Consider the following 25,993-nt stretch of genomic DNA (forward strand, 5'->3'; position numbering starts at 1 on the left):
GGCGGGCTTGCCTGAGCGGTCCTACCTAAGCAGGCTTACTCGCCGCTCTTGCACGGAAACGCCTTGCCGAGCCCCAGGGAAATGGCCGTGCTGGCGTTATAACCAATCGCATTCGGATTCTCGGCGATGTACTTGCGCACCGCGTCCGTCAGCTGTTGCGAACGGGCGTCCTGCGGCAGGCAGAAATACTGGCCGACCCGCGGACCGGTGGTGCCGCCGATCGCGTCGATGGTGTTGAAGACGCCGTCAGCCGCGCCTTCGATATACGCGGCGCATGCGCTGCGCGACGCTACATCCGTTTTCTCGCACAGCCTGTTGAGGTCGCCTCCCGTGAACGCGGCAGCCGTTAGCGGTACGGCAAGCGCGCTGGCGCAAATCAAAGCCCGCAGCATGGTGATCCTTCCAGGGTAATTATCGAGCGGTCTGATGCCGCATAGAAACGGCGCGCCCCAAAGCGCGCCGTAGCCGTTATTTTGCACTGTTTTACCGCGGGCGCGGCATGCCGGCTTGTTTCCTTACTTCTGCTGCATTTGCTGCATGCGCGCCGTCAGCCCTTCGACGACGTCCGGTTCCTTGTACTGCTTGGCAAAGTCGAGCGCGTTCATGCCGATCTGGTTCTTCACCGACAGGTCCGCGCCGTTGTCGAGCAGCAGCTTCACCGTCGACACATGGCCGCCGCGCGCCGCCATCATCAGCGGCGTGGTGCCGTTCGGCGAGCCGGCGTCGACGTAAGCCGAGTGGTCGAGCAACAGCTTGACGATGTCGTCATGGCCGTTGGCGGCTGCGTAGTGCAGCGGCGCCCAGCCCTTCTTGTTGACCTCGGCGTCCTTCGAGATCAGCAGTTGCACCATCTCGACGTCGCCGTTCAGCGCGGCCAGCATCATGGCGTTCTCGCCGGCCTTGTCCGTGATCTCGATGTTGGTCTTCGGGTTGGCGACCAGCGCCGCCGCCACTTTGTCCGACTTCTCGCGGGCGGCCAGCACCAGCAGCGGCATGCCCTGGTCGTCGGTCAGATTCGGGTCCATGCCGTTTGCGAGCTGCTTGTTGACCTCTTTCACGTCATCGAACTTGACTGCCTTGATCATGGTGTCGGCCGGCGCGGCGTGGGCCGGCAGCGCGGCAAGCGCGGCGCAGGCGAAGCCGCCTGCCAGCGTGAGGCGCGACATCCGCGCGGCGGCGCGGCGCAGCGATGCCGCCACGCTGGTGCGGTTGGCGACGGACGAAGGCGCAGTCTGGGTGTTGAGGGCGTGAGTTTTGGTCAGGTATTTGTTCATATTTAACTTTAGGAATCGTCCCTATACTATTGATAATATTCGATTTCAAGCCTCATACGCCGGCTGGCGCGGGAATCTTGAAGAGCCGGAAGAAGTTTTCCGTGGTGGCGGCGGCCAGCGCCGCATCCGGCATCTCGCGTTGTTGCGCGATGAAGCGTCCGACATAACTTACGTACGCAGGTTCATTCGGCTTGCCACGATAAGGCACCGGCGCGAGGTACGGCGAGTCGGTTTCGATCAGCAAACGCTCGAGCGGCACGCGCCGCGCCACGTCCTGCACGTCGGTGGCGCTCTTGAAGGTGACGATGCCCGAGAGCGAGATATAGAAGTTCTGCGCGAGGGCCTGTTCGGCGATCGCCCACGGCTCCGTGAAGCAGTGCATCACGCCGCCCGGCTCGCCCGCCCGCTCCTCGGCCATGATCCGCAGCGTGTCTTCGGCCGACGAGCGGGTATGGATGATGAGCGGCTTGCCGGTGGCATGCGCGGCGCGAATGTGGGTACGAAAGCGCTCGCGCTGCCATTCCATGTCGGCGATCGTGCGGCCTTCGAGCCGGTAGTAGTCAAGGCCTGTCTCGCCAATCGCCACGACCTTGGGGTGTTTGGCCAGCTCGACCAGTTCGGCGACGCTTGGCTCCTGCGCGTCTTCGTGATCCGGGTGCACCCCGACCGAGGCGTAGACGTTCTCGTAGGCCTCGGCCACAGCCAGCACGGACGGCAGGCTTTCGAGGTCGACGGATACGCACAGCGCATGCGTGACCGAGTGGCTGCGCATGTTCTCGATGACCTGCGGCAGGCGGTCGGCGAGTCCTTCGAAGTTGATGTGACAGTGCGAGTCGACAAACATGGTGGTGTCCTGCGGTGAATCCGGTAGGTGTTCAGGTGTTGGAGTGATCGAGCCGCCGGCCGAGAATCATCAGATCGCGTTCGACGCCATCCAGCACAGCGACGCGCGGCAGCGCCCCCCAGTCGGCGAAGCCAAAACCGCGGAACAGGCGCAGGCTCGCTTCATTGTGGCCGAAAATGAAGCCAAGCACGGTATCGATGCCGAGCTCCGGCGCGGCGGCCAGCGACGCGGCCAGCAACTGCTTGCCAAGCCCTTTGCCGCGTGCCGCTTCGTCCAGATAGATGCTGACTTCAGCGGTGCGCTGATAGGCCGGGCGGCCGTAGAAATCCGAAAAGCTCAGCCAGGCGATCACCCGGCCGCCGTCTTCGACCACCCACAAGGGGCGCTTTTGCGGCCCATGCGCGTGAAACCAGCCAAGCCGGCTTTCGACGCTCACCGGCTCCAGATCCGCCGTGACCTGGCGCGACGGTACGGTCGAGTTGTAGATGGCAACGATAGCAGGCAGGTCGTCGAGCGTGGCATCGCGGTACGAAAGGCTCATGATGGCGGGTTAGTCAGGTGTCAGGTCTGAAAGGTCAGGCTTAAGCAAACAGGTCGCGATAGCCGATAAATAGCTCTTCGAAGACCAGCCGGGCGTTCAGCGGATGGTTTTCCACCGCCCGCTGGCGTGTCACGGTCTTGATGAAACGGGCGAAAGCGGTGGCGTCCGCCTGTGCAGCACAGCGGTCGAGCGCGGCCGCAGCCTGGGGAAAATAACGCGGCGCGCCGGCGGTACGCTGGGCCAGCAGATCGTAAAGCCAGCGCTGCAGCCAGCCCAGCACCAGCGGCACCGGCAGCTTCTGCAGCGCCTCGGCGCAGGCAAACGCATCGCATCCGGGGCCGGCGGCAAGCTGCTTGAGGGTCCAGTCGCGCAGCGTCCGGTTCTCGTCGCTTGCCAGCGCCAGCGCCGTGAGCGGCGCGCCGCCCGCCTCGGCGAGCAGCGCCGGGGCATCGGCCACGCCCTGCGCGGCGAGCCACGGCGTGGCGATCTCCGGCGCGGGGGCTGTCATGGGCCACTGACGGCAGCGGCTGATAATGGTGGGCAGCAAACGGTCGATGCGTGCCGACACCATCAGAAACACCACGCCCGCCGGCGGTTCTTCAAGCGTTTTCAGGAGCGCATTGGAAGCCGCGACGTTGAGCGCCTCGGCCGGCGCCAGCACCACGACACGTGCACCGCCGCGATGCGAGCCCACGCCGCAGAAATCCAGCAGCGCGCGCACCTGTTCGATCTTGATTTCCTTGCTCGGCGTGCGGGTCTTTTTGGCGTCGTCGGCGTCGGCCTTGTCGGCTTTTTCGTCCGCGGCCGCCGCGTTGGCAAGGCCTGCTTCGGCGGCCAGCGCCTCTGGCACCACGATCCGGTAGTCCGGATGGTTGCCTTGCACGAACCAGTTACAGGCAGCGCAGGCGCCGCACGGCTCGCCGTTCGGGAGCTGCGCTTCGCACAAGAGGCCTTGCGCCAGATGCTGCGCAAAGCGCAGCTTGCCGATGCCCGCTTGCCCATGGAGCAGCAACGCGTGCGGCCAATGCCCGCGCAGTTGTTGCAGGCGATTCCAGTCATCGGCTTGCCACGGATACATCATTGTTTCTCTTTTAATTCAATAGGTTAAGTGCGCATGCTCAAGCGTGAGGCGAGCTAGCGCATCGTTATAATGATTGTTTATATTTGTTTAAAATCAAAACGTTGCAATCAATTCTTCGAGCTTTTTCTGAATTTGCGGAATGCTCTGCGAAGAGTCGATGATAGCGAACCGGTACGGCGCCTCTTCGGCACGGCGCAGATATTCGGCACGCGTGCGAGCGAAAAACGCGTCCGATTCGCTCTCGAAGCGATCCGGTTCGCGCGCCGAACTGCGGCGCTCGCTGGCGGTGTCCGGCGGGATGTCGAACAACAGCGTCAGGTCCGGCTGAAACCCGCCCTGCACCCAGCGCTCCAGCGCCTCCAGCTTGTCGCGCGGCAGGCCGCGGCCGCCCCCCTGGTACGCAAAGGTCGCGTCGCTGAAGCGGTCCGACAGCACCCAGTCGCCGCGTGCCAGCGCCGGCTCGATCACTTCTGCCAGATGTTCGCGGCGCGCTGCGAACATCAGCAGGGCCTCGGTTTCGAGGTCCATCTTCTGGTGCAGCAGGATTTCGCGCAACGACTCGCCGAGCTTGGTGCCGCCCGGCTCGCGCGTCATGACGACCGTTCGGCCGCTTGCCGCGATATGCGCTTCCAGGCGCTCGCGAAACCACGCGAGATGCGTGGTCTTGCCCGCTCCGTCAATGCCTTCGAACGTGATGAATTTGCCCCGCGCCATCATTGCCCTCGAATATATTTGTCGACGGCCTTGTTGTGATCGCCGAGTGTGTCAGAAAAGATACTGCTGCCGTCGCCGCGCGACACGAAGTACAGCGCGGTGGTCTGTGCCGGGTTGAGAGCCGCCTGCAGCGACGCGACCCCCGGCAACGAAATTGGGGTGGGTGGCAAGCCCATCCGGGTGTAGGTGTTATAAGGCGTGTCGGTCTGCAGGTCGCGCTTGTGCAAGCGCCCCGTGTAAGCGTCGCCCATCCCGTAGATCACGGTCGGATCGGTCTGCAGCGGCATGCCGACGCGCAGCCGGTTGGCGAACACGGCCGCCACCATGGGCCGGTCCGAAGCCTTGCCGGTTTCCTTTTCGATAATCGACGCCATCGTCAGCGCATCATAAGGCGTTTTGTACGGCAGGCCCGGCGCGCGTGCCATCCAGGCCTCGTCGAGACGCTCGCGCATCAGGTGATAAGCGCGGCGGTAGACGTCGAGGTCGCTGGTGTTCTTGTCGAACAGGTAAGTGTCCGGGAAAAACAGCCCCTCACCGTTGCCGATCGAGGCCTCCGGCACGCCGAGCGCGTTCAGCAGGTCGGCGTCGCTCATGCCGGCCGTATCGTGCTTGAGCGCGGGATTCGCGTCCAGTTCGGCACGCATGCGCTTGAAGGTCCAGCCTTCGATGATCGTCGCGACGTACTCGTTGACGTCGCCGCGGGCGATCTTCTGCAGCACTTCGTACGGCGTCACGCCGCTCTTGAACTCGTAGTTGCCCGATTTGAGCTGGCTTTGCAGCCCGAGCAGGCGCGTCATGACGACGAACAGCTCCGGCTCGACCGGCACGCCGCCGCGGTTCAACTGCAAGGTGACGCTGCGCAGGCTGCTGTGCGGTTTGACGGTAACGTCGAGTTCTGCGGGTGTCAGGATGATCGGGGTGTTGGCCCAGTGATATCCGCCGGCAACGGCGGCTGCAGCCAGCGCGACGACGATCGTGCCGGCAACGAGACATTTCTTCAGGAGGGACATGCGAAACATGGCTGGGGTGAAGTCCATATAATACTTGCTTGCCCTAGCTAAAGTCAGAATTGACTGCTCTCTGAATCCATGAATGCACCGCTTGCTTCCGCTCCAGGCACCGCTGCTGCCGCCGCGCCGGTCACGCTCCCCCTGTTGCCGCGCCCTGCGCGCGAGGAATTCGACGCTGTCGTTGCGCACGGCGCCTATATGCTGCTGACGCAATTCGGCGTGATCGACGCGACCGGCGACGACGCAGCCAGCTTCCTGCACGGCCAGTTGACCAACGATACCCAGCATCTGGATGCGGCCAATGCGCGTCTGGCCGGCTACTGTTCGGCCAAGGGGCGCCTGCTGGCGTCGTTTCTGAGCTGGCGCAGCGGCGAGACGATCCGCCTGCTGGTGTCGAAGGACGTGCAGGCGGCCGTGCAGAAGCGCCTGTCGATGTTCGTGCTGCGCGCCAAGGCGAAGCTCGTAGATGCGACTGGCGAGCTGGCTGTGGTCGGTCTGGCGGGCGATGTGCGCAAGGCCCTGTCGGGCGTATTCGACGCGCTGCCGGACGGCGTGCACGTCAAGGTGGACGCTCCGGCGGGCTCGTTGATCCGCGTGCCTGATGCGCTCGGGCGGCTGCGGTATCTGTGGGTCGGACCGAAAGCCGAAGTCGAAGCGCGCCTGCCGCACTTCGACGGCAAGCTCACGCGCGCCTCGGCGGCGGTGTGGGACTGGCTCGACATCCGTGCGGGCGAGCCGCGCATCACCCAGCCGGTGGTGGAGCAGTTCGTGCCGCAGATGGTCAATTTCGACGTGCTGGGCGGCGTGAATTTCCGCAAGGGCTGCTATCCCGGGCAGGAAGTCGTCGCGCGCAGCCAGTATCGCGGCACGATCAAGCGGCGCACGTCGCTCGCCAACGTGGCCGGCGAACTCGCTACGGTAGCGCCCGGCATGGAACTGTTCCACTCGGACGATCCGGGCCAGCCGTGCGGCATGGTGGTGAATGCCGCCTGGGCGCCGGAAGGCGGTGTGGATGTGCTGGTCGAGGTCAAGCTCGCGGCGCTGGAGACCGGGTCGATCCACCTGGGCGCCGCCGACGGGCGGGCGCTGACCTTCCTCGCGCTGCCCTACACGCTGCCGACTGAGGTTTGATGCGGCCTGGAGGTGGGCCGTCCCGGCGCCCGGCAGGCATCTTGCGTGCGTCGGCCTCATGGCGCTCCGCTGCCTCCGTGAGCGCCCGCCGGAACCTGCCACCGCCACACCCAGCCACTCGCCCTTACTCCACCCCGGGAGACTCCCCCCGATGTGTCTGATCGTCTTCGACTGGCGGCCCGACGCGGCCGACGGGCCGCTTTTCACGCTTGCCGCCAACCGCGACGAGTTCTTTCGCCGTACCGCCGAGCCGATGCACTGGTGGTCCGAGGCGTCGGGTTTGCTGGCGGGACGCGATCTGATGGGCGGCGGCACATGGCTCGGCATGACGCGCGACGGCCGTTTCGCGGCATTGACGAACTACCGCGCGCCGCATGAGATGCGTGCCGATGCGCCGACGCGCGGCACGCTGGTGAGCAACTGGTTGCTGGGCGAACCGTCCGCCGAGCGCGGGCCGCTCGATTACCTGCAAGAGGTTGCGCGCGACGGCGAGATCTACAACGGCTTCAACCTGCTGATCGGCGACTGGTCGCGGCGTGAGCTCGGCTGGTACTGCAACCGTTCTGCCGCGCCGCCGGCCCTGCTCACAGCCGGCACGCACGGCATCTCGAATGCGGTACTCGATACGCCGTGGCCCAAGCTTGCGCGCAAGCGGGCCGAGTTGAGCGCGCTGCTGGCGGACGACCCGCTCGTGCCGCTCGAACGGCTGATCGAACTGATGCGCGACCCGCGCCTTGCCCGTGACGACGAGTTGCCGTCCACGGGGATTTCGCTGGAGCGCGAACGGGTGCTGTCGGCAGCCTTCATCGAATCCGCCGACTACGGGACCCGCGGCACCACGGCTTTGCGCGTGGTGGCCCATTGCACCCATGGCGAACATCTGAGCGCCGCCGTCGCGGAGCGTAGCGACGACAACGGCTCGCATCGCGTGGTCCGCCCCGGTGACTTCGAGCGGAGTTTCGCGTTCAATATCGAACGCCGAGGCTTGCTGCCGGAGGCTACGGTTTAGGCTTGGGCCTGGGCGGTCTTCAGTCCGAATCGAGGCCGAACGCCGAACGCAATGCCCGCGCCGCATCGGCATGGGCCTGCGCGACCTCGGGGACGAAGCCGCCCATCTTGAAGAACTCGTGGATCATCCCGGCATAGCGCATCAGCGTGACTCGATTGCCCGCCTGACGTAGCTTCGCTGCATAGGCGATACCTTCGTCGCTGAGCGGATCGTATTCCGCCGTCGCGATCCACGCCGGCGCCAGGCCGCTAAAGGATGGCGCGCCGCGCTGACCGTCGAGCGGTGCGAAACGCCAGTCGTCGCGATCGGCCGGCTCGCGCACGTACTGCTCGAAAAACCACTGGATCGTATCGCCCGACAGCAGATAGCCGTCGGCGAGCCGTGCATGCGAGTCGGTCTGTTGATGCCCCGTCGTGCCCGGATAGATCAGCAGTTGCAAGGCCGGTTGCGGCAGCCCGGCGTCGCGCGCCAGTACTGCGCAGACCGTGGCGAGCGTGCCACCGGCGCTATCGCCGCCGACGGCGATCCGCCCGGTGTCGATGCCGTACACGGCCGCATTGGCATGAAGCCAGCTCAGCGCATCGAAAGCGTCGTTTACGGCAGTGGGAAATTTATGCTCCGGCGCGAGCCGGTAATCGACGGACAAGACGGCGCATTGCGCGTCGCGCGCGAACATCCGGCACAGCGCGTCGTGGGTATCGACGCTGCCCACCGTAAAGCCACCGCCATGGTAGTAGACGAGCGCCGGAGCGGGCTGCGCCCAGCTCGGTTCGAGCGGCTGGTAAAGCCGCGCGCGGATTGACGCGCCGTCGCGCATCGGCACCGGCAGGTCCTCGACCGAGAACATCGGCGCACTCGCAACTTCGAGAATCGGCGCGCTCTTCTCATAGGAGGCGCGCGCCTCCTGTGCGGTCAGTTCGTGGTACGGCGAGCGCTTCGCCCGCGCGATCATGTCGAGCACCAGGGCGATCTTCGGATTCAGCGGCATCTATCGGCTCTCTGCCTTGACCTCCGGTTTGAGCGATAGCGGATCGGTCGGATTGCGCTGCTGCTCGATATCCTCATGACGCAGATGCACCGTCGGCAGGATCGCCGGATGGGTGAGGATGTAGAAGCGCCCTGCTCCGATCGCCTCGAAGGTCAGCTCGGCGACATCCTGCGCGTTCAGCTTGCCCGACTGCACCGCTCGCTGCAGTTGCTTGCCGGCGGCCAGTTGCGAGCGGGTCGGTGCCGCGTCGTTGCGCAAGGTTTCGGGCCGGGCGCGCTCGGCGTCGGCGATGCCGGTGGGCACGAACGCCGGGCACAGCAGCGAGCAACCCACCTGGCCGCCTGCGTTCTGCAGATCGTGGTAAAGCGTCTCCGTCAGCGAGACGACCGCGTGCTTCGAGGCGTTGTAGATGCCCATCGCCGGCGGCGACAGCAGCCCCGCCACCGACGCCGTATTGACGATATGCGCCGGCTCGTTCTGCCGCAGCATGATCGGCGTGAAGACGCGCACGCCGTGCGCCACGCCCATCACGTTGACGCCGAACACCCAGGCCCAGTCGTTGGCGGTGCTCTCCCACAGGAAGCCGCCGGAACCCACGCCTGCGTTGTTGAACAGCAGATGAATCTTGCCGAATGCGTCGAGCGCCGCGAGGGCGAGCGCCTCGACCTGGCTCGCGTCCGACACGTCGGTCGGCACGCCGATCGCGTCGGCGCCGGCCGCACGCAGGGCTTCGACCGTATGTGCGAGCGCGGCGGCGTCGACATCGGCCAATACGAGCTTCATGCCAAGAGCCGCGCCCTTGTCCGCGAACGCGCGCCCAAAACCGCTCGCCGCGCCGGTGATCACGGCCACTTTGCCTTCGAACTGGAACATCAGGTGTCTCCGATCCCATGCAACATGGTTGCGAGTTTTTTGAAGTTAGATCAGCTTGACGAGCTGCTTGCCGAAATTCTTGCCTTTGAGCAACCCGATAAACGCCTCCGGTGCGTGCTCGAGCCCCTGCGCGATGCTTTCGCGATAGTGCAGTTTCTTTTGCGCGACCAGCGTGCCGAGCTGGGTCAGTGCTTCGGGCCATACATCAAGATGCTCGGTGACGATGAATCCCTGCACCAGCAAGCGTTGCGTGAGCAGCAAGGCCGGATGCCTGAGCGGCAGCGGCTGGCCGTCATAGTTGGCGATCATCCCGCACAGCGCAATGCGGCCGAACGCGTTCATCCGCGCGAGCGCCGCGTCCAGCACCTCGCCGCCGACATTCTCGAAGTAACCGTCGACTCCGTTCGGCGTCACCGCTTTCAGGTCCTGATAGAGGTTGCCCGCTTTGTAGTCGACGCATGCGTCAAAGCCGAGCGTCTCGACCACATAGCGGCACTTGTGCTCGCCGCCGGCGATGCCGACCGCGCGCGCACCGGCCAGCTTCGCCAGTTGCCCGACGACGCTGCCGACCGCCCCGCTCGCCGCGCTGACCACCACGGTCTGGCCGGCCTGCGGCGCGATGATGCGGTTTAGCCCATACCAGGCGGTCACACCCGGCATGCCCACGGCGCCGAGATAAGCGGAGAGCGGCACATGCGTGTCGTCGACCTTGCGCACGCCGGTGCCGTCGGAGGTACCGAATTCCTGCCAGCCGAACGCCGCGACCACCTTGTCGCCCACCGCGAATTCCGGATGCTTCGACTCCACGACTTCGCCCACGGTGCCGCCGATCATCACTTCATTGAGCGGCTGCGGCGCTGCATAGGACTTGCTGTCGTTCATCCGGCCGCGCATATACGGATCCAGCGACAGATAGTGATTGCGCACGCGAAACTGCCCTTGCGAGAGCGGTTCCAGCGGTGTTTCGACGAGCCTGAAATTGTCCGGCGCGGCAGGGCCTTGCGGACGCGAGGCGAGCACGATCTGGCGGTTGATCTGGGTCATGACGAGCGTCTCCATGATTGTGGGTTGGGGCATGAAACCACGGGACGTGCGCAGCGGCACGCCCCGCTCCGCGTTCAACCGTCGCTGGGACCGGGTTTGGCGGACGGGTCGCTGCGCAGACGCTGATGCGTCACCTCGCGGCCGACGGCCAGGCGCCGCATGTACTTGAAGGTGCCGAGCGCCTTGGCGACGAAATGGCCTTCGCTATCGCGGATTTCGCCTTCGCAATAGGCCATCGTAGTCGAACGGTGCAGCACGCGTGCCGTAGCGCGCAATTCGCCGCGCCCCGGCTGCATGAAGTTGACTTTCATTTCGACGGTGACAACACCGACACCGTCGCCCGCAAGACTGCGCGCGGCCATGGCCAGCGCTACGTCGGCGAGCGTCATCGTCACGCCGCCATGGGCCACGGCCCACGTGTTCATATGGTTGGGCGCGAGCGGCAGCAGCACTTCGCTCACGCCGTCCGCGGCTGAGACCAGTTGCACGCCGAGGTGGTCGACGAAGGGGCTTTCGAGCACGGCTAGCGCGTTGGGGGCAACGGCGGGATCGGATGAGGTTGCGGTGGGATGGCTGGCCCCCGGACGGCCGGCCGCCGGATCGCCGGCCCCACCTTTCTGCGAATCAGTCATTGCTGGGCGTCAGACTTCGTAGTCGACGCACTCGCGCGATTCGCGCACCGCGCCGACGAACGTCTTCAGGGCCTGGTGCGTCGGGTGAACCTGATAGGCGTCAAGCGCGGCCTTGCCGGTGAAGTCGGAGACCAGCACGACGTCGTAGGTCGATTCGAGACCGGGTGCGGCGAGGCCGACTTCGAGGTGCAAGATGCCAGGGACGATGTCACGGCAGCCTTCCAGCTTTTCCTTGAGCTTGACAGCGTTTTCCGAACGCGAAGCGCCCTCTGCCGATTCCTTCAACTTCCACATGACAATATGTCGAATCATGGTGTTCGTAGCGCGTTGCGCTAGTCCGTTAGATTGGTTAAAGAGGCTTGTCCCGCCCGTATTTACGGCCCGTGCAGAGGCCTCGCCGGTGCGCTGCAAACCCACTCGTGCGGTTAAAAAGCAGGAACGAAACCGGTATTATTTGGTGTTGGCCAAAACCGTTTTTCGAGCCGTCGCGCTCACAGACCTTGAGATCAGGCAAGTCGAAGCAGCCCTCAAGCCTATCAAATTTACGGCCCTCTTGGTCTTTGCATCAACTTGGGTCTGTATGAGCCCAATGCTGCTGCGTTGCGCAGCAATGTCGCAAGGCGGGCCAGGCGTTCATGGACCGCGTTTCGAGCGTGTTGGAACGACGCGGCAAGGGCTTATATTTCTGGAGCGACATGCGAGCAAGCAAAGGATTCGTTAAGCGTCTGCCGACCCGGGCCAAGCCGCCGACTACACCGAGCGCTACGGTCATCGAGGCGAATATTCTCGACGCGGTGACATGGCACGAGTTAGTCCAACCTTATATTGACGCCGATGAGTCGAGGCTGGATCGCGGATGGGACTGGGTAAAATTCCTCTTGCTAGCTGAGCTTGTCGAGGAGATTTTCGGAAGACAAGTCACATATGTCCAGATCGTTTGTCCTGCCCCCGGAACAGAAACGCTGATTCCAATCGCGCAGATGATCATGTCGTCGGGCTACCCATTCGTGGCAGAACGAACCGAGCGCCCGGAATTTGTCTGGTGGCTAACCACGGCGCCTGAGACTTTTTTGGTAAATCATGGTATTCAACCTCTCAGCGCGCTCAAAGGGCTAATCGATACCGCGGCGCAATCGAGGGTTTCGAAGGACGAATTGGGCTCCACGCTGATCCGTTGGGCGGTGCCGACTTGCTGGAAAAATACGCTCACGCGGGATTGAAACGACTTGGCCGGCTTTGGCCCGTGATTGTAGGCAACGCGCGGAGGAACGATGGGCGCTATTTTTACTCTGATAGTGAATTGAGTCTAAAATTGAGCGATCGGTTAGATTTTTTGCGATAGGTATACGCTATGACTACGGTACTGGAATTGTTTCAGCCAGCAGACGGCGCGACACGGGCTGCTACCGATCGTCTCGTGAAAGACGCGCTTTCCTCCGATGAAAGCACCCGGGAGGTAGAGAAGCGTTTTGCGGCTCGATTCCTCCGCCTCCTTCGCGCGCCATCATCACTCAGCGACGAATTGTTGATGAGTACGACGGAGGGTATGAAGAGGGGCGAATTCGATCACCTCGTCGAAGAGCGCGCCGCGCAGGTTAAACGCGTCGCCAGAGAAAAGGGCGCCGTCGGATTCCGGCAGAATGATGATGTTCAAGAATTCGATCACAACCGCTGGGCGTCGAGGGCAAACAAAGACTGATCAGGCAATCCGCCGAAGCGAGCAGGCTCATTGCCATTCAGGCTCACCGTCCCAGAAATGCACCTTGTTTATGATGATGTCTCGGTGCCACGGGTTAGACAACAAATTGCTGATGCCCCCAAATCCCCTGACGAAGTTCAGGGGATTTTTGTTTAATCATGGCCACAATCGCGGCCTTGAAGGACTTCCCCCTCAATGAACATCGCCATCGAAGACCCCGCCCAAGCCGACATCATCACCTTGCTCGAGCACGGCGACGCAGAAGCCGCCAGGCTCTACCCGGCCGAGAGTAACCACCTGCTGCCAATCGACGCGCTACGCGAACCCAGCGTGTTGTTCCATGTGGCTCGCGACGCCTCCGGCACGGCGCTGGCAACCGGCGCCGTGGTCCTGAAAGGCGACTGGGCGGAAATCAAACGCATGTGGGTGGAGCCGCAGGCCCGCGGCCAGGGGCTCTCCAAAACCATCCTCGCAAAGCTCGAACAGCAAGCCCGTGCCCACGGGGTGCGCTGGCTGCGCCTCGAAACCGGCGTCGACAGCCATTCGGCGCTCGGCCTCTACGCCCGAGCCGGTTTTGTTGCACGCGAGCCGTTCGCCGACTACCGCCCCGATCCGCTGAGCGTCTTCATGGAGAAGGATCTATCCATGGAAACAACAGCGTAGTTGCCTGCCAGTAGACCTTAGCCCGGCAGCGCCGACTGAAGCGCTTCTTCTGCCCGCGCCTTCAGTGCCCCATACCCTTCCCGACCCGCAACCACGTCCGTGCTTTCATCGTAACGGCGCTTCGGCGGAAACACGCCGTACACGGAAATGGTCGATACAAACGTGTAGTGCGAAGGCGGTTCGCCGAGGGTCGACAGCAGCAAATCGATTTGCTCAGGGCCGTAGGCCGACGGGTCGATCACTGCGTCGAACCGGCGTCCGGCCAGCGCTGCCAGATTCGTGTCGCGGTCGCCCGTCAGCTTTTCGGCCTCCGGAAACAAGGTTCCTCCCATGATCAACACTCTCATGCAGACTCCGTCACCGGTTGCCTCGCTCTAGCGTGATCGCGGACGGATCCTGCGTCCACCCGCGCCTCGCTCACTTGCCAAGAAACACATCCCGATAGGCGCCGTAGAGCGACAGCAGCGGCACCGCAGTCATCACCGGCGTCAGCACCAGGGCACGCAGCGCCAGCGGGACCATCGGGGCGAACAGCACAGCCACCGTCATCGCGGCGAAGTACATCAGCGTCACCGGCCAGTTGCGCGCCGCACCGCTCAGGCTCGCAAGCATCGCATCGTGCGGCGTCATGTCGTGCAGCAAGACAAGCGCCGGAGCGAAGCAGGCCGAGGCGATCGCGACCGCGAAGATCGACGCGCCGAGCAGCGATTCGAGCGCACCGCGCACACCGTGGTCGCCGCCGTAGCTGATCGAGACGTTATGCACGCCGCTCGCCGTCACCGAGGCGTTCAGCGAGACATGGAACGTCGCCAGCAGGACCACGTAGCCGACGGCGACGATCGCCGCGCCGTACAGCCCGATTACGCACAATGCGTTGCTACGGCGTGCGAGCGCCGCAAAGGTCTCGCGCAGCGACACCGGCTGGCCCTTGCTGGCGCCGTCCTGCACGAACATCAACCCGCCGACCACGAGCGGCGCCAGCAGCACCGCCAGCGGACGCAACAGCGGCAGGAACCCCAGCAGCGTCGCGAAATCGGCGCAGAGCAACATCACGCTCAGCCACAGCACGGGCTGCTGGGCCACCGCACGCGCGCCGCTCACCAGCCAGTCGGCGATACGCAGGGGATTGACTTCTCTTCCACCGGAAAAAGGCAGTGCCGGCACACGATGGAGACGGGTTTCCTTGGAAACGGCGCTCGGGTAATCGATGTTCATGACGATTTCCTCAGTTAATGCGAAAAGTGTTTGTACGTACTACTAAGGGTTCAGATATCCGGTACTTCGGTGTTCGGGTATTTCAGTTGCTTTTCTTCAGGACGCCTGCTGGCGGTCGAGACTCGCCGAGACGGCGTCGATCTGCCGTTTCACATAGCGCGAGATGCCGCGCCAGGTAATTCGTGTCAACCAGATGCACAACGCAAGGCCGATGAGACCGATGGGCAGCATGACGATTGCGTAGGTGTATTCGCTGTCCGATGCCGCCACCCGGATCAGGTGGTGACCGTCGTCGATGGCAACCTTGCCTTCGCCGATATCCACCGAGTCCGAGCCGCTATGCGCGCTCAGGTGGTTGGGCTTGCCGTGCTGGTCTTCTTCCAGTTGGACGTGGTCGCCGTCGTCGCTCGAGATATCCCAGACCATCGACTTCGGATCCTTGGAGGTGCGGGCCAGCGAGATTTTCTCGTCGTCGTCTTTCAGTTCCAGTGCTTCCACGTCGTCGCGTGCGATGCTCCATGTGCCGTCATCGCTTCGGGTCAACAGGCGCCGTGCAGCGTCGGAGGTACTTTCGAACTTGAAATTGTCACCGTCGGTTTTGATCTCGATGGTGCCGGCTCGAGTGACGAGCTCAAGCTTGCTGTCGTCCTGCAGGTTGAAGACGAACCGGTCGCCGACGATCTTCAGGCTCTTCAGGTTGCCCGGCGTGCTGTCTTCGCTATCGTCGTCATTCGCTTCCTGCGCAGCCGACGCGGGCGACGCAGCCGACGCGGCCAGCGCCCCAGACGCGCCGCTCGCGGCAACGCCCGCGGCCGGTTTGGCGTGGTCGCTGCTGGTGGTGAAGCTGAACGGCAACATATCGCGGGTGGTCTTGCCGAAGAAATGATGACCGCTCAACGCGATCACACCGACCAGCCCGGCGATCGTCAGCCCCGCCGAAACTGCATAGCCCGCCGTGAGCAACGCCAGGTACACCATAAACGGCACCAGCAGCACCACGTTCAGCAGGCCCAGCCCGGAGATCGACATGATCACGCGGAACAGGTTGCGGAACGAACGGCTGTCTTGCCACTGCCGGTAGTTCGCCTGCGCCTTCAGTTCGCGGGCCAGCTTGACCGGGTCGCCCAGCGCGGCGATCACGTCTTCCTCGCGGCGTCCTGCGGCAAGCGCGTCGCCAATGTACTCCCGGTAATCCGCAATGATTTCATCGACCGCCTGCTTCGGCAGACTGCTTAGTTCCTGCCGCAGTGAATCAATGAATACGTCCTGCTTCATGGGTTTTCCCCTGTGTTCATTTTTATGCCGGGTTGTCCTAGCACGCCGTTCACTTCATCCACGAAACTGCGCCACTCGTCTTCCATCTCCAGCAGGCTACGGCGACCCGTGCCCGTCAGCGAGTAGTATTTGCGGGGCGGTCCCGAACTCGATTCGACAAGGTAGGTCGACACCCATGCTTCAGCCTGCAGACGGCGCATCAGCGGGTAAATCGTACCCTCGCTGATCTCCATCGTTTCCGCGAGCGTCGACACCAGTTCGTACGCGTAGCTGTCCCCTCGCGCCAGGACGGCCAGCACGCACATGTCGAGCGTTCCTTTTTTCAACTGCGTTTTCATCAAATTCCACGCTTCGTAGTGTGCGTTGCAAGGTACCGTGCTATGCACTGTCACCGGACGGACTGATAGCCGCGGTGACCATGGCTGAAATGTAGCAGGCTCTACTGTTTTATGCAAGGTACCGTTTTATACATCGCTCCCAAGCGCTTCGATGGTCAGATCCAGCAGCGCCCGTAAGCGGGCCACGCGGCGCAGGTCGCGGTGGTAACCCAGCCAGACGTCGCGCCCCGGCGGCGCTTCCCCCAGATCGATGCGCCGCAGTCCGGCGGTCGTGTCGCCCAGCGGACACGGCAGCACCGCAAAGCCGCCGCCCTCCGCGCACATCCGCGCCTGCGCGCCGCGGTTGTTGCTGCCGAACGCGATCCGCGCATTCGGCAGCATGCGTTTGACCCACTCCACATCCGGCAGCGTACCGAAAGCGCTGTCCATGCTGATAAGCGTGTACCCCGCGCCGTCGCCGGCTGGCGGCGCCACCAGGTCAATCCGTCCGTACAGGGCGTATTCCATGTGCATAAGCTTGCGCTGGATCACATCGGCTTCCTCGAACGGCGTGATGCGAAACGCCAGATCCGCCTCGCGGCGCGCGAGGTTATAGGGGCGCGCATCCGTCACCAGTTCGAGCGACACGCCGCGGTGCTGCGCCAGAAACCGCGCGAACACCGGCGTAAGCACATGAACGCCGAACCAGTCGGATGAAGAGACACGCAACAAACCGCTCAGCTGCGCGTCCTTGCCGGCCAGCGCCCGCGTGAAACCAAGCGCCTCCTCCTCCATTCTCTCGGCATAGGCGAGAACCGCCGCACCTTCGTCCGTCAGGACGAAGCCGTCGCGAGTACGCTGGAACAACGCGTGGCCTGTCGCCTCTTCGAGCGCGCGCAAGCGCCTGCCCATGGTCGGCTGGGTCTGGCCGACTTGCCGCGCGGCCGCCCCTAGCGTGCCGTGACGGGCAATCGCAAGGAAGATACGAACGTCGCTCCATTCGAGATCGTTTCCAGTCATTTTTGTTTGGCTGTTATTCGATAACGTTGATTTACGTGCGATTTCGTATGTCGGAGTATGGACGTATCGAAGCTCCGATTCAACCGGAAAGGAAATCATCATGTCCATGCAAGCCCTCATTCTCAACCGCTATCACGACCCCCTCGAACTGACCGAACTCGTCCGGCCTGAGCCGGCGCCCGGCCAGGTGCTGGTGCGGATTGCGGCCAGCGGTCTGAACCCGCTCGACACCAAGATCCGCGCGGGCAGCGCGGCGCATGCGCAGCATCCGTTGCCATTGGTGTTGGGGATCGATATGGCCGGGGTGGTCGAAGCAGTCGGCGCCGGCGTCAGCGCGTTCAAGGCTGGCGACGCAGTCTATGGCATGACCGGCGGGGTCGGCGGCATTCAGGGCTCGCTCGCCCAGTACGCGGCGGTCGATGCCGATCTGCTCGCGCTCAAGCCGGCCAATCTGTCGATGCGCGAAGCGGCCGCCCTGCCGCTCGCTTTCATCACGGCCTATTCGGGCATCGTGGATCGGGCGCGGCTGCAAGCCGGGCAAACCGTGCTGGTTCAGGGTGGGGCCGGCGGCGTCGGGCATGTTGCCGTGCAACTGGCGCTCGCGCTCGGCGCGCACGTGTTCGCCACGGCCAGCGCGCGCGATCACGATTTCGTCGCGGGCCTCGGCGCGACGCCGATCGACCATCGGGCGCAAACGGTCGAGCAGTATGTGGCGTCGTCGACGCAGGGAACCGGCTTCGATCTGGTAGTCGACACGGTAGGCGGCGCGACCCTGGATGCGTCGTTCGCAGCGGTCCGCCATTTCGGGCACGTGGTGAGCGCGTTGGGCTGGGGAACCCATGCGCTGGCGCCGCTGTCGTTTCGCGAGGCGAGCTACTCAGGCGTGTTCACCCTGTATCCGCTGCTAAGCGGTGAATATCGCGCCCATCACGGCGCCATGCTGGGCGAAGCCGCTCGGCTCGCCGAAAACGGCAAGCTCAAACCGAGGCTCGATCCGCGCCGCTTCGATCTGGGTACGGCCGAACTCGCCTACGAGGCGATCACGAGCGGCACGGCGCGCGGAAAAATCGTCGTGGACGTCGAGTAAGCGAGCAGCGCACCGCCTCAGATCACGAGCCGCGACACCTTGGTCCCTTCCAGCGAGATGCCGGCCATCAAGCCGGCATTGGTGAGCACGAACGCCACCACGGGACTCATGGCCGTCGAGGTATCGAGGTTGCCGTTCGCCCCGATCTTCGCGAGCGCGACGGTAGCATCGGCGCCGGCAGCCCAGCCCTGGCTTTGCGTGAAGCGGTCGAGCGCTTCCTGCGTCAGGAAGGCAAAAATGATGGCCTTGGATTGCGCGCCGATCTGCAGGCCGAACGAACCGGCGACGGTGCTGTAGTACCCCGTCGTCTGACCGTCGACACGCAAGCCGCCCTGCCCGTATTGGCCGCCGAACCAGAAGCCCGCCGCAAACACAGACGGAAACACCAGTACGCCGCGCGCTTTGGTGAGAATCTCCTGCGAACCGTGCACCGTGCTCTGCAGGCGAGCCAGCGTCGAATCAATCCCGGCGTTGATCGTATTGCGTTTCTGGGTGTAGTCCTCGGCCGTCTCACCCGAACCGAGCGGTGTGGTGGTGCAGCCTGCGAGAGTCAGGCCGCTCGACGCGATGAGCACACTGGTGCCGGTAATGAATTGACGTCGGTGCATGTGGCTTTCCTATGAAGAGAGGGTTGTTCGACCGTCCGCGCCAGCAACATTAGTACGGCATTGAAGTCCGTTTTCGAGCGCTCTGCAACCGCTTCATTGCAGGTGTAGGCAGGAAGCGACGCGTGGCGGGTGCAGGTGGGACCGCAATTGATGCGCGGAGTTCGGACACGGGGATGCCGCAGCGACGATCGGCTCATCAAACGAATCAGGGTTTGCCCGTTACAATACCGCCCAACCCAGTTCGACTCGAGGTCGCGGCTATGCCCTTTCTTCGTCTGCTGTTGTCTGGTCGCTCGGTGCGCCTCGTGGCGCTCGGCGTGCTTACGGTGTTGTCGCTCGGCGGCTGTGCCGGATGGTTCGGCCATGAGCCGCTGCGTGTGAGTGTCGCCGGCCTCGAGCCGCTCGACAGCCAGGGGATGGAAATGCGCTTCAACGTGAAGCTGCGAATCCAGAACCCCAACGAAGATGCGCTTAACTTCGACGGCGTCTCCGTCGATCTCCAGTTGAATGGCAAGGCCTTCGCCAGCGGCGTCAGCGATCAGCACGGCACGGTGCCGCGCTATGGCGAAACGCTGGTCAACGTACCGTTGACGGTGCCGGCCTTCACGGCATTGCGTCAGGCCTTCTCGCTCGCGGGCAGCGATACGCCGCCGGGCCACTACCCCTATGTCTTGAGCGGCCGTCTGGCGGGTGGCATGACCGGTGGCACGCGCTTTCTCGATCAGGGCGTGCTGTCGCTGCCGGGGTTGGGAGTCGCGGGTCAGTGACGATTCGCCAACCGGCAGAACACGGCAGCGTGCCGGCCAGGCGGCCATATGCGCGGACAGTAGTTGCGCGTTGCCGGACACACTGATCTCCCCCGCCCGCGAGGGCAACCGCTCAAGGCCCCTTCGGCCTTGAACGGCGCCTGCCTATACCGCCTTACACCACTTCGAACAGCCCCGCTGCGCCCTGCCCGCCGCCGATACACATCGTCACGACGACCAGCTTCGCGCCACGCCGCTTGCCTTCGATCAGCGCATGGCCGGTCAGGCGCGCGCCCGACACACCGTACGGATGGCCGACTGCAATCGCGCCGCCGTTGACGTTGAGCTTGTCGTGCGGGATGCCGAGCTTGTCGGCGCAATACAGCACCTGCACGGCGAACGCTTCGTTCAGTTCCCACAGGTCGATATCCTCGACCTTGAGCCCCGCCTGCTTGAGCAGCTTCGGCACTGCGAACACGGGGCCGATGCCCATCTCGTCCGGCTCGCAACCGGCCACCGCAAAACCGCGGAAGATACCCAGCGGCTGCAGTCCTTCGCGTTCGGCGACCTTCGCGTTCATCACCACGCAAGCCGACGCGCCATCCGAAAACTGGCTTGCGTTGCCGGCGGTGATCACGCCGCCCGGCAGCGCCGTGCGAATCTTCGACACGCCTTCGAGCGTCGTGTCGGCGCGAATGCCTTCGTCGGCGGCAATCGTCACTTCCTTCGTGAAGAGCCGGCCGCTGGCCTTGTCGGCGACGCCGGCGAGCACCGTCATCGGCACGATCTCGTCGTTGAACTTGCCGGCTTCCTGGGCCGCCGCCGCGCGCTGTTGCGAGCGCACGCCGTATTCGTCCTGACGCTCTTTCGAAATCGAGTAGCGCCTGGCAACGTTTTCCGCGGTCTGCAGCATCGACCAGTAGATCTCCGGCTTGTTCTGGTTCAACCAGCCGTCGGTCACCATGTGCTGGTTCATCTCGTTCTGCACACACGAGATCGACTCGACCCCGCCCGCGACAAACACGTCGCCTTCACCGGCAATCACCCGTTGCGCAGCGAGCGCAATCGTCTGCAAGCCCGATGAGCAGAAGCGATTGACCGTCATCCCCGGTACGCTGACCGGCAGGCCGGCGCGCAAGGCGATTTGCCGCGCGATGTTCATGCCTGTCGCGCCTTCCGGGTTCGCACAGCCCATGATCACGTCTTCGACGCGGGCCGGATCGAGTTTGGCGCGTTCGACCGCGGCTTGCGTCACATGGCCGCCAAGCGTCGCGCCGTGCGTCATGTTGAAAGCGCCGCGCCACGATTTGGCAAGACCCGTGCGGGCGGTCGATACGATTACGGCGTCAGTCATGCATGTCTCCTGCTTCCAATGTTGAATGTGGTTCGTTCGGACCAGCGGGCCGATGTGCTCTTTTCAGCCTGCGCAACCACGGGCTTTCATCGGCCCAGCAGCTCGGCGGACTGCACGCGCTTGACACCCGCCGCGTGCAGATCGCGCCAGGCGGCGTCGAGCGAACCGTTGAGATCGATGGCGCGCGACGCGTCTTCGATCAGTGCAACTTCAAATCCTGCGGCCCGTGCATCGAGCGCGGACCAGGCGACGCAATAGTCGGTCGCCAGGCCACAGCACCAGACGCGCTTCACGCCCACGTCGCGCAGATAGCCGGCGAGACCCGTCGGCGTCGTGCGATCGGCTTCGAGAAAAGCCGAATAGCTGTCGACGCCGGCATGGAGCCCCTTGCGGATCACAAGACGCGCATGCGCAATGTCGAGATCGCGATGCAGGGCCGCGCCGGGCGTGTCCTGCACGCAATGGGTCGGCCACAGCACCTGCTCGCCATACGGCAGCGTCAGCATCTCGAACGGCGTGCGGCCAGGGTGGTTAGCGGCAAACGAGATGTGCGAGGCCGGATGCCAGTCCTGCGTCAGCACGACGTGGCTGAAGCCTCGCGCCAGCTGGTTGATGACCGGCACGACTTCATCGCCATGCGCGACGGCCAATGCACCGCCTGGCATAAAATCGTTTTGCACGTCGACGACGAGCATCACATCCTCGGCATCTTTCATCGCGGCACCTCGCGTCATCTCGCTCGCCCGACTCACCTGACTCACTGTTGGCCAACTGCTCGCTGGCGACCCGGCGGACCTTCCACCGGCGCTTCGCGAGCCGCGCGCCTAGCCGTTAAATCCGCGGCCTTTCGCCGCCAACTCAGTGATGCTCGACGCCAGTTGCCACGCATCGCCGTTCGGACGCGCCGCGTAAGCGCGAATCGCCCGTTCGACGTTGTAGAGGCCAACCGTGTCCGCGTAGAGCATCGGGCCGCCGCGCCACAGCGGAAAGCCGTAGCCCGTGAGATAAACCATGTCGATATCCGATGCCTTCGACGCGATGCCCTCTTCGAGAATCTTCGCGCCTTCGTTGGCCAACGCGAACACCAGACGCTCGACGATTTCCTCGTCGCTGATCTTGCGGCGCTGTGCACCGGTTTCCTGCGAGAACGCCACGATCATCTCGTCGACCAGCCTGGACGGGTACGCCGTGCGGTCGCCCGCCTTGTAGTCGTACCAGCCGCCGCCGGTCTTCTGCCCGAAGCGGCCGGTCTCGCACAGGCGGTCGGCGATCTTCGAGTAGTGCATCTCCGGATGTTCCTGATAGCGGCGCTTGCGGATTGCCCAGCCGATGTCGTTGCCGGCGAGGTCGCTCATGCGGAACGGCCCCATGGCGAAGCCGAACTTCTCGATCGCTTTGTCGACCTGCGCCGGCAGCGCGCCTTCTTCAAGCATGAAGAGCGCCTGGCGGATGTACTGCTCGATCATGCGGTTGCCGATGAAGCCGTCGCACACGCCCGACACCACCGCAGTCTTCTTGATCTTCCTGGCCAGTTGCATGACGGTGGCGAGCACGTCTTTCGCGGTTTCCTTGCCGCGCACGACTTCGAGCAGCTTCATCACGTTGGCCGGGCTGAAGAAGTGCATGCCGACCACGTCTTGCGGACGCTTCGTGAAGGCGGCGATCTTGTCGACGTCGAGCGTGGAGGTGTTCGAGGCGAGAATCGCCCCCGCCTTCGCGACTTCGTCCAGACGCTTGAACACCTGCTCCTTCACGCCGAGTTCTTCGAACACGGCTTCGACAATGAGATCGGCGTGCTTCAGATCGTCGTAAGAAAGCGTGGGCGTAATCAGCGCCATGCGCTGTTCCAGCGCCTCGGGCTTGAGCTTGCCCTTCTTGACAGTGGCTTCGTAATTCTTGCGAATCGTCGCGATGCCGCGATCCAGCGCTTCCTGTTTCGTTTCGAGCAGCGTAACCGGCAGGCCCGCGTTGATGAAGTTCATCGCGATGCCGCCGCCCATCGTGCCGGCGCCGATCACGGCCACCTGCTTGATCTCGCGCACCGGCGTATCGGAAGGCACATCGGGAATCTTGCTCGCCGCACGCTCACCGAAGAACGCATGACGCAGCGCGCGGCTTTCCGGCGTCTGCACCAGCGCGATAAAACATTCGCGCTCGAACGCGAGGCCCTTGTCGAAGCCCTTCTTCACGCCCGCTTCGACCGCGTCGATACACTTGTGCGGCGCCGGGAAATTCTTCGCAATCGCCGCGACGCTGTTGCGCGCGAACTGGATAAAGCCTTCGGCATTCGCATGCTCGATCTTGCGATCGCGCACCTTCGGATGCGGACCGTTCTGTGCACCGACCTTGCGGGCAAAGACGAGCGCGGCTTCAGCCAGATTGCCTTCCACGACTTCATCGAAGAGCCCCGAGCCAGCCAGCTTCTCCGACAGCACCGGCGCGCCCGAGACGATCATGTTGAGCGCGGCTTCGAGGCCGATGGCGCGCGGCAGACGCTGCGTGCCGCCCGCACCCGGTAAAATGCCGAGCTTCACTTCCGGCAGCGCGATCTGCGCGCCGGGCGCTGCAATACGGTAATGCGCGCCGAGCGCGAGCTCCAGGCCGCCGCCCATGGCGACGCTGTGGATCGCCGCGACAACCGGCTTGGCGCTGCCTTCGACGGCCTTGATGACCGTGGCGAGCGTCGGCTCCTGGGTTGCTTTGGGGGTATTGAATTCGGTGATGTCCGCGCCACCCGAGAAGGCTTTGCCGGCGCCCGTCAGCACGACGGCCTTGATGGCCGGATCGTTCTGCGCGCGCTCGAGCCCTTCGACGATGCCGGCTCGCGTCGACAGACCGAGCCCGTTGACCGGGGGATTGTTTAGCGTAATGACGGCGACGCCGTCATGAGTCGTATAGTCCACTGCCATCTGCCTGCCTCCATGCGGTAAGGCAGCGCATCGCGCGCTGCCTGTGCCGGTTCATTGTCCGACATTCCGGGTCAGCAAGCAGAATACACAAAAAAGCACGCTCGTTCAATTTATTGCGGGAAAGGGTTTGCCCTGGGGCGCTGAGGGCATGGCTGGCGTTGCTGGTATTACGTCAGGCCGCGCCCTCCCGCGCCGACGGCAGCACGTGGTCGCGGAACATCTCGCGCAGCTTGAGCTTCTGCAGCTTGCCAGTGGCCGTATGCGGCAGTTCGTCGACGAACACCACATCGTCGGGGATCCACCATTTCGCCACCTTGCCCTCGTAGAAGGCAATCAGCTCCTCGCGCGTCACCTCGACGCCCTTGCGCTTGACGACCACCAGCAACGGCCGCTCGGTCCACTTCGGATGCGAACATGCGATGCACGCCGCCTCCGCCACCGCCGGATGCGCGATGGCGACGTTCTCGATGTCGATCGAGCTGATCCATTCGCCACCGGACTTGATCACGTCCTTGCTGCGGTCGGTGATGTGCAGAAAGCTGTCGCGGTCGATGGTGGCCACGTCGCCGGTCGGAAACCAGCCATCCACCAACGGCGAGTCGTCCTTGCGGAAATACTGGTCGATCACCCACGGCCCGCGCACATGCAGATCGCCGAACGCGACGCCGTCCCACGGCAACTCGTCGCCGTCCGGGCCAACGATCTTCATGTCCACGCCGTAGATCACATGGCCCTGCTTCTCGCGCAGCTTGCGTTGCTCGTCGGGCGAGCGCTGGCTCTGCTCCCATGTGAGCTTCGACAAGGTGCCGAGCGGCGACATCTCCGTCATGCCCCAGGCATGAATCACTTCGACGCCATAGTCGTCCTGGAAGGTGCGCAGCATCGCCGGCGGGCAGGCCGAACCGCCGATCACCGTGCGATTGAGCGAAGAAAAGCGCACCCCGGCCTGCTTCATATACGCGAGCAAGCCGAGCCAGACGGTCGGCACGCCGGCGGAATACGTGACGCGTTCCGCTTCCATCAATTCGTAGAGCGACTTGCCGTCGAGGTCCTTGCCGGGGAATACCAGCTTCGCCCCCGTCAACGGCGCGGCGTGCGGAATGCCCCATGCGTTGACGTGGAACATCGGCACCACCGGCAGCACCGAATCGCGTGCCGAGAGGCTCATGGCATCCGGCAGCGCGGCGCTCATCGCATGCAACACGGTCGAGCGATGCGAATACAGCGCGCCTTTCGGATTACCGGTCGTGCCCGAGGTATAGCAAAGATACGAGGCCGCGCGCTCGTCGATCAACGGCCATTCGTACTCGCCATTCTGCGGAGCGAGCAAGGTCTCGTAGCTGGTCACCGGCGTCTGCATCTCGGGCAGATGCGCGTCATCGGTCAGCGCGATCCAGCCGCGCACCTTCGGACACTGCGGGGCCAGCGTATCGACCAGCGCGGCGAAGCTGATGTCGAACAGCACGTAGCTGTCGTCGGCATGATTGATGATGTAGGCAATCTGCTCGGGAAACAGGCGCGGGTTGATCGTGTGGCATACCGAGCCGAAACCGGTCGTGCCGTAGTACGCCTCCAGATGCCGGTAGCCGCACCACGCCAGTGTGGCGACCCGCTCGCCGGGCTGCACGCCGAGCGCGATCAAGGCCTGGGCCAGTTGCTTGGCGCGCTTTTCGCAGTCGCGATACGTATAGCGATGCATATCGCCTTCGATGCGCCGCGAGACGATCTCCGTGTCGCCGAAATGCCGCGCGGCATGCGCCAGCAGCGAGGATACGGTGAGCGGCACGTCCATCATCTGGCCCAGCAACGGCGTCGTCATAAGCAAAGCTCTCCTCGCGGTGTTTCCGTCATCTCTCTCAGCTCGGATGCCACGCGGGGTCTGGCTGGCGGCGCAGACTATCGGCCAGCCAGCAGCGCCGCGGGCGCCGACTTACAATATCGGTTAATCCAGAGGCGCTC

29 protein-coding genes are annotated in these 25,993 nt (G+C 63.9%); 7 read left to right on the forward strand and 22 right to left on the reverse strand.

From position 1 onward, the window contains the following. Positions 1-35 precede the first annotated feature (35 nt). From BLQ92_RS09445 to mltG, 7 genes are all read right to left on the reverse strand, one after another. A complete protein-coding gene (locus tag BLQ92_RS09445) occupies positions 36-392 on the reverse strand; it encodes a Rap1a/Tai family immunity protein (RefSeq protein ID WP_090683691.1) in 357 nt (118 codons plus the stop codon). A 123-nt stretch (positions 393-515) separates the two neighbouring features. Next, positions 516-1,274: an ankyrin repeat domain-containing protein gene (locus tag BLQ92_RS09450; RefSeq protein WP_090683693.1), complete on the reverse strand. Its 759-nt coding sequence runs from the start codon at positions 1,272-1,274 to the stop codon at positions 516-518. A 52-nt stretch (positions 1,275-1,326) separates the two neighbouring features. Continuing rightward, the gene (locus tag BLQ92_RS09455; RefSeq protein ID WP_090683694.1) at positions 1,327-2,118 is read right to left on the reverse strand and encodes a TatD family hydrolase; all 792 of its coding nucleotides are present in this window, start codon (positions 2,116-2,118) and stop codon (positions 1,327-1,329) included. Positions 2,119-2,149: 31 nt separating this feature from the next. After that, positions 2,150-2,659 (reverse strand): GNAT family N-acetyltransferase, encoded by a 510-nt coding sequence (locus tag BLQ92_RS09460; RefSeq protein ID WP_090683696.1) that lies wholly within the window; start codon positions 2,657-2,659, stop codon positions 2,150-2,152. 40 nt (positions 2,660-2,699) lie between these two features. After that, positions 2,700-3,740, reverse strand: coding sequence for a DNA polymerase III subunit delta' (locus tag BLQ92_RS09465; protein ID WP_090683698.1), 1,041 nt, complete (start codon positions 3,738-3,740; stop codon positions 2,700-2,702). Positions 3,741-3,833: 93 nt separating this feature from the next. Continuing rightward, entirely contained in the window at positions 3,834-4,454 is a 621-nt protein-coding gene (gene tmk, locus BLQ92_RS09470) for a dTMP kinase (RefSeq protein WP_090683700.1), read from the reverse strand. Beyond that, complete coding sequence (gene mltG / locus BLQ92_RS09475; RefSeq protein WP_090684047.1) at positions 4,454-5,464, reverse strand: endolytic transglycosylase MltG; 1,011 nt, start codon at positions 5,462-5,464, stop codon at positions 4,454-4,456. The genes tmk and mltG overlap by 1 nt, the downstream gene beginning before the upstream one ends. Before the next feature lie 78 nt (positions 5,465-5,542). On the opposite strand from mltG, the gene ygfZ reads away from it, so the two are divergent. Then, entirely contained in the window at positions 5,543-6,595 is a 1,053-nt protein-coding gene (gene ygfZ, locus BLQ92_RS09480) for a CAF17-like 4Fe-4S cluster assembly/insertion protein YgfZ (protein ID WP_090683702.1), read from the forward strand. A gap of 151 nt (positions 6,596-6,746) precedes the next feature. Beyond that, positions 6,747-7,604 (forward strand): NRDE family protein, encoded by an 858-nt coding sequence (locus tag BLQ92_RS09485; RefSeq protein ID WP_090683704.1) that lies wholly within the window; start codon positions 6,747-6,749, stop codon positions 7,602-7,604. Positions 7,605-7,623: 19 nt separating this feature from the next. On the opposite strand, the gene BLQ92_RS09490 is transcribed toward BLQ92_RS09485, so the two are convergent. The 5 genes from BLQ92_RS09490 to BLQ92_RS09510 all read right to left on the reverse strand — a co-directional run bounded on the left by BLQ92_RS09490 (position 7,624) and on the right by BLQ92_RS09510 (position 11,453). Further along, on the reverse strand, positions 7,624-8,592 hold the full coding sequence (locus tag BLQ92_RS09490) for an alpha/beta hydrolase (protein WP_090683706.1): 969 nt from the start codon (positions 8,590-8,592) through the stop codon (positions 7,624-7,626). Further along, positions 8,593-9,465, reverse strand: coding sequence for an SDR family oxidoreductase (locus BLQ92_RS09495; RefSeq protein ID WP_090683708.1), 873 nt, complete (start codon positions 9,463-9,465; stop codon positions 8,593-8,595). Between the two features lie 45 nt (positions 9,466-9,510). After that, complete coding sequence (locus BLQ92_RS09500) at positions 9,511-10,509, reverse strand: NADP-dependent oxidoreductase (RefSeq protein ID WP_090683710.1); 999 nt, start codon at positions 10,507-10,509, stop codon at positions 9,511-9,513. 74 nt (positions 10,510-10,583) lie between these two features. After that, on the reverse strand, positions 10,584-11,141 hold the full coding sequence (locus BLQ92_RS09505; protein ID WP_341806685.1) for a PaaI family thioesterase: 558 nt from the start codon (positions 11,139-11,141) through the stop codon (positions 10,584-10,586). Between the two features lie 9 nt (positions 11,142-11,150). After that, complete coding sequence (locus BLQ92_RS09510) at positions 11,151-11,453, reverse strand: Dabb family protein (protein WP_090683711.1); 303 nt, start codon at positions 11,451-11,453, stop codon at positions 11,151-11,153. 323 nt (positions 11,454-11,776) lie between these two features. Between BLQ92_RS09510 and BLQ92_RS09515 the strand changes: the two genes are divergently transcribed. The 3 genes from BLQ92_RS09515 to BLQ92_RS09525 all read left to right on the forward strand — a co-directional run bounded on the left by BLQ92_RS09515 (position 11,777) and on the right by BLQ92_RS09525 (position 13,503). Further along, positions 11,777-12,361, forward strand: a complete 585-nt coding sequence (locus BLQ92_RS09515) for a hypothetical protein (RefSeq protein WP_090683713.1) — start codon at positions 11,777-11,779, stop codon at positions 12,359-12,361. Positions 12,362-12,492: 131 nt separating this feature from the next. Beyond that, on the forward strand, positions 12,493-12,840 hold the full coding sequence (locus tag BLQ92_RS09520; protein WP_090683714.1) for a hypothetical protein: 348 nt from the start codon (positions 12,493-12,495) through the stop codon (positions 12,838-12,840). A gap of 195 nt (positions 12,841-13,035) precedes the next feature. Then, positions 13,036-13,503, forward strand: a complete 468-nt coding sequence (locus BLQ92_RS09525; RefSeq protein ID WP_090683716.1) for a GNAT family N-acetyltransferase — start codon at positions 13,036-13,038, stop codon at positions 13,501-13,503. Positions 13,504-13,520: 17 nt separating this feature from the next. On the opposite strand, the gene BLQ92_RS09530 is transcribed toward BLQ92_RS09525, so the two are convergent. From BLQ92_RS09530 to BLQ92_RS09550, 5 genes are all read right to left on the reverse strand, one after another. Beyond that, entirely contained in the window at positions 13,521-13,850 is a 330-nt protein-coding gene (locus tag BLQ92_RS09530; RefSeq protein ID WP_090683718.1) for a Rossmann-fold NAD(P)-binding domain-containing protein, read from the reverse strand. 70 nt (positions 13,851-13,920) lie between these two features. Then, a complete protein-coding gene (locus BLQ92_RS09535) occupies positions 13,921-14,718 on the reverse strand; it encodes a BPSS1780 family membrane protein (RefSeq protein ID WP_090683720.1) in 798 nt (265 codons plus the stop codon). Between the two features lie 96 nt (positions 14,719-14,814). Then, on the reverse strand, positions 14,815-15,993 hold the full coding sequence (locus BLQ92_RS09540; protein WP_090683721.1) for a DUF1700 domain-containing protein: 1,179 nt from the start codon (positions 15,991-15,993) through the stop codon (positions 14,815-14,817). Next, a complete protein-coding gene (locus tag BLQ92_RS09545; RefSeq protein WP_090683723.1) occupies positions 15,990-16,331 on the reverse strand; it encodes a PadR family transcriptional regulator in 342 nt (113 codons plus the stop codon). The genes BLQ92_RS09540 and BLQ92_RS09545 overlap by 4 nt, the downstream gene beginning before the upstream one ends. A 126-nt stretch (positions 16,332-16,457) precedes the next feature. Further along, positions 16,458-17,330 (reverse strand): LysR family transcriptional regulator, encoded by an 873-nt coding sequence (locus tag BLQ92_RS09550; protein ID WP_090683725.1) that lies wholly within the window; start codon positions 17,328-17,330, stop codon positions 16,458-16,460. A gap of 100 nt (positions 17,331-17,430) precedes the next feature. Here BLQ92_RS09550 and BLQ92_RS09555 point away from each other — a divergent pair, with 100 nt between their 5' ends. Next, positions 17,431-18,417: a zinc-dependent alcohol dehydrogenase family protein gene (locus tag BLQ92_RS09555; protein ID WP_090683727.1), complete on the forward strand. Its 987-nt coding sequence runs from the start codon at positions 17,431-17,433 to the stop codon at positions 18,415-18,417. Between the two features lie 17 nt (positions 18,418-18,434). Here the strand turns inward: BLQ92_RS09555 and BLQ92_RS09560 are convergent, their stop codons facing one another. Then, a complete protein-coding gene (locus tag BLQ92_RS09560; protein WP_090683729.1) occupies positions 18,435-19,025 on the reverse strand; it encodes a BPSL1445 family SYLF domain-containing lipoprotein in 591 nt (196 codons plus the stop codon). A 260-nt stretch (positions 19,026-19,285) separates the two neighbouring features. Between BLQ92_RS09560 and BLQ92_RS09565 the strand changes: the two genes are divergently transcribed. Beyond that, positions 19,286-19,792, forward strand: coding sequence for an LEA/WHy family protein (locus tag BLQ92_RS09565; RefSeq protein WP_090683730.1), 507 nt, complete (start codon positions 19,286-19,288; stop codon positions 19,790-19,792). Between the two features lie 154 nt (positions 19,793-19,946). Here the strand turns inward: BLQ92_RS09565 and BLQ92_RS09570 are convergent, their stop codons facing one another. From BLQ92_RS09570 to BLQ92_RS09585, 4 genes are all read right to left on the reverse strand, one after another. Beyond that, the gene (locus BLQ92_RS09570; RefSeq protein WP_090683733.1) at positions 19,947-21,125 is read right to left on the reverse strand and encodes an acetyl-CoA C-acyltransferase; all 1,179 of its coding nucleotides are present in this window, start codon (positions 21,123-21,125) and stop codon (positions 19,947-19,949) included. A gap of 86 nt (positions 21,126-21,211) precedes the next feature. Next, positions 21,212-21,841, reverse strand: coding sequence for a bifunctional nicotinamidase/pyrazinamidase (gene pncA / locus BLQ92_RS09575; protein ID WP_090684051.1), 630 nt, complete (start codon positions 21,839-21,841; stop codon positions 21,212-21,214). A gap of 108 nt (positions 21,842-21,949) precedes the next feature. Beyond that, positions 21,950-24,034 (reverse strand): 3-hydroxyacyl-CoA dehydrogenase NAD-binding domain-containing protein, encoded by a 2,085-nt coding sequence (locus BLQ92_RS09580; protein ID WP_090683735.1) that lies wholly within the window; start codon positions 24,032-24,034, stop codon positions 21,950-21,952. A gap of 172 nt (positions 24,035-24,206) precedes the next feature. Then, on the reverse strand, positions 24,207-25,853 hold the full coding sequence (locus BLQ92_RS09585; protein WP_090683737.1) for a 3-(methylthio)propionyl-CoA ligase: 1,647 nt from the start codon (positions 25,851-25,853) through the stop codon (positions 24,207-24,209). Between the last annotated feature and the right edge of the window lie 140 nt (positions 25,854-25,993).

Origin of the sequence: Paraburkholderia phenazinium (assembly GCF_900100735.1) — a bacterium.
GTDB lineage: Bacteria > Pseudomonadota > Gammaproteobacteria > Burkholderiales > Burkholderiaceae > Paraburkholderia > Paraburkholderia phenazinia.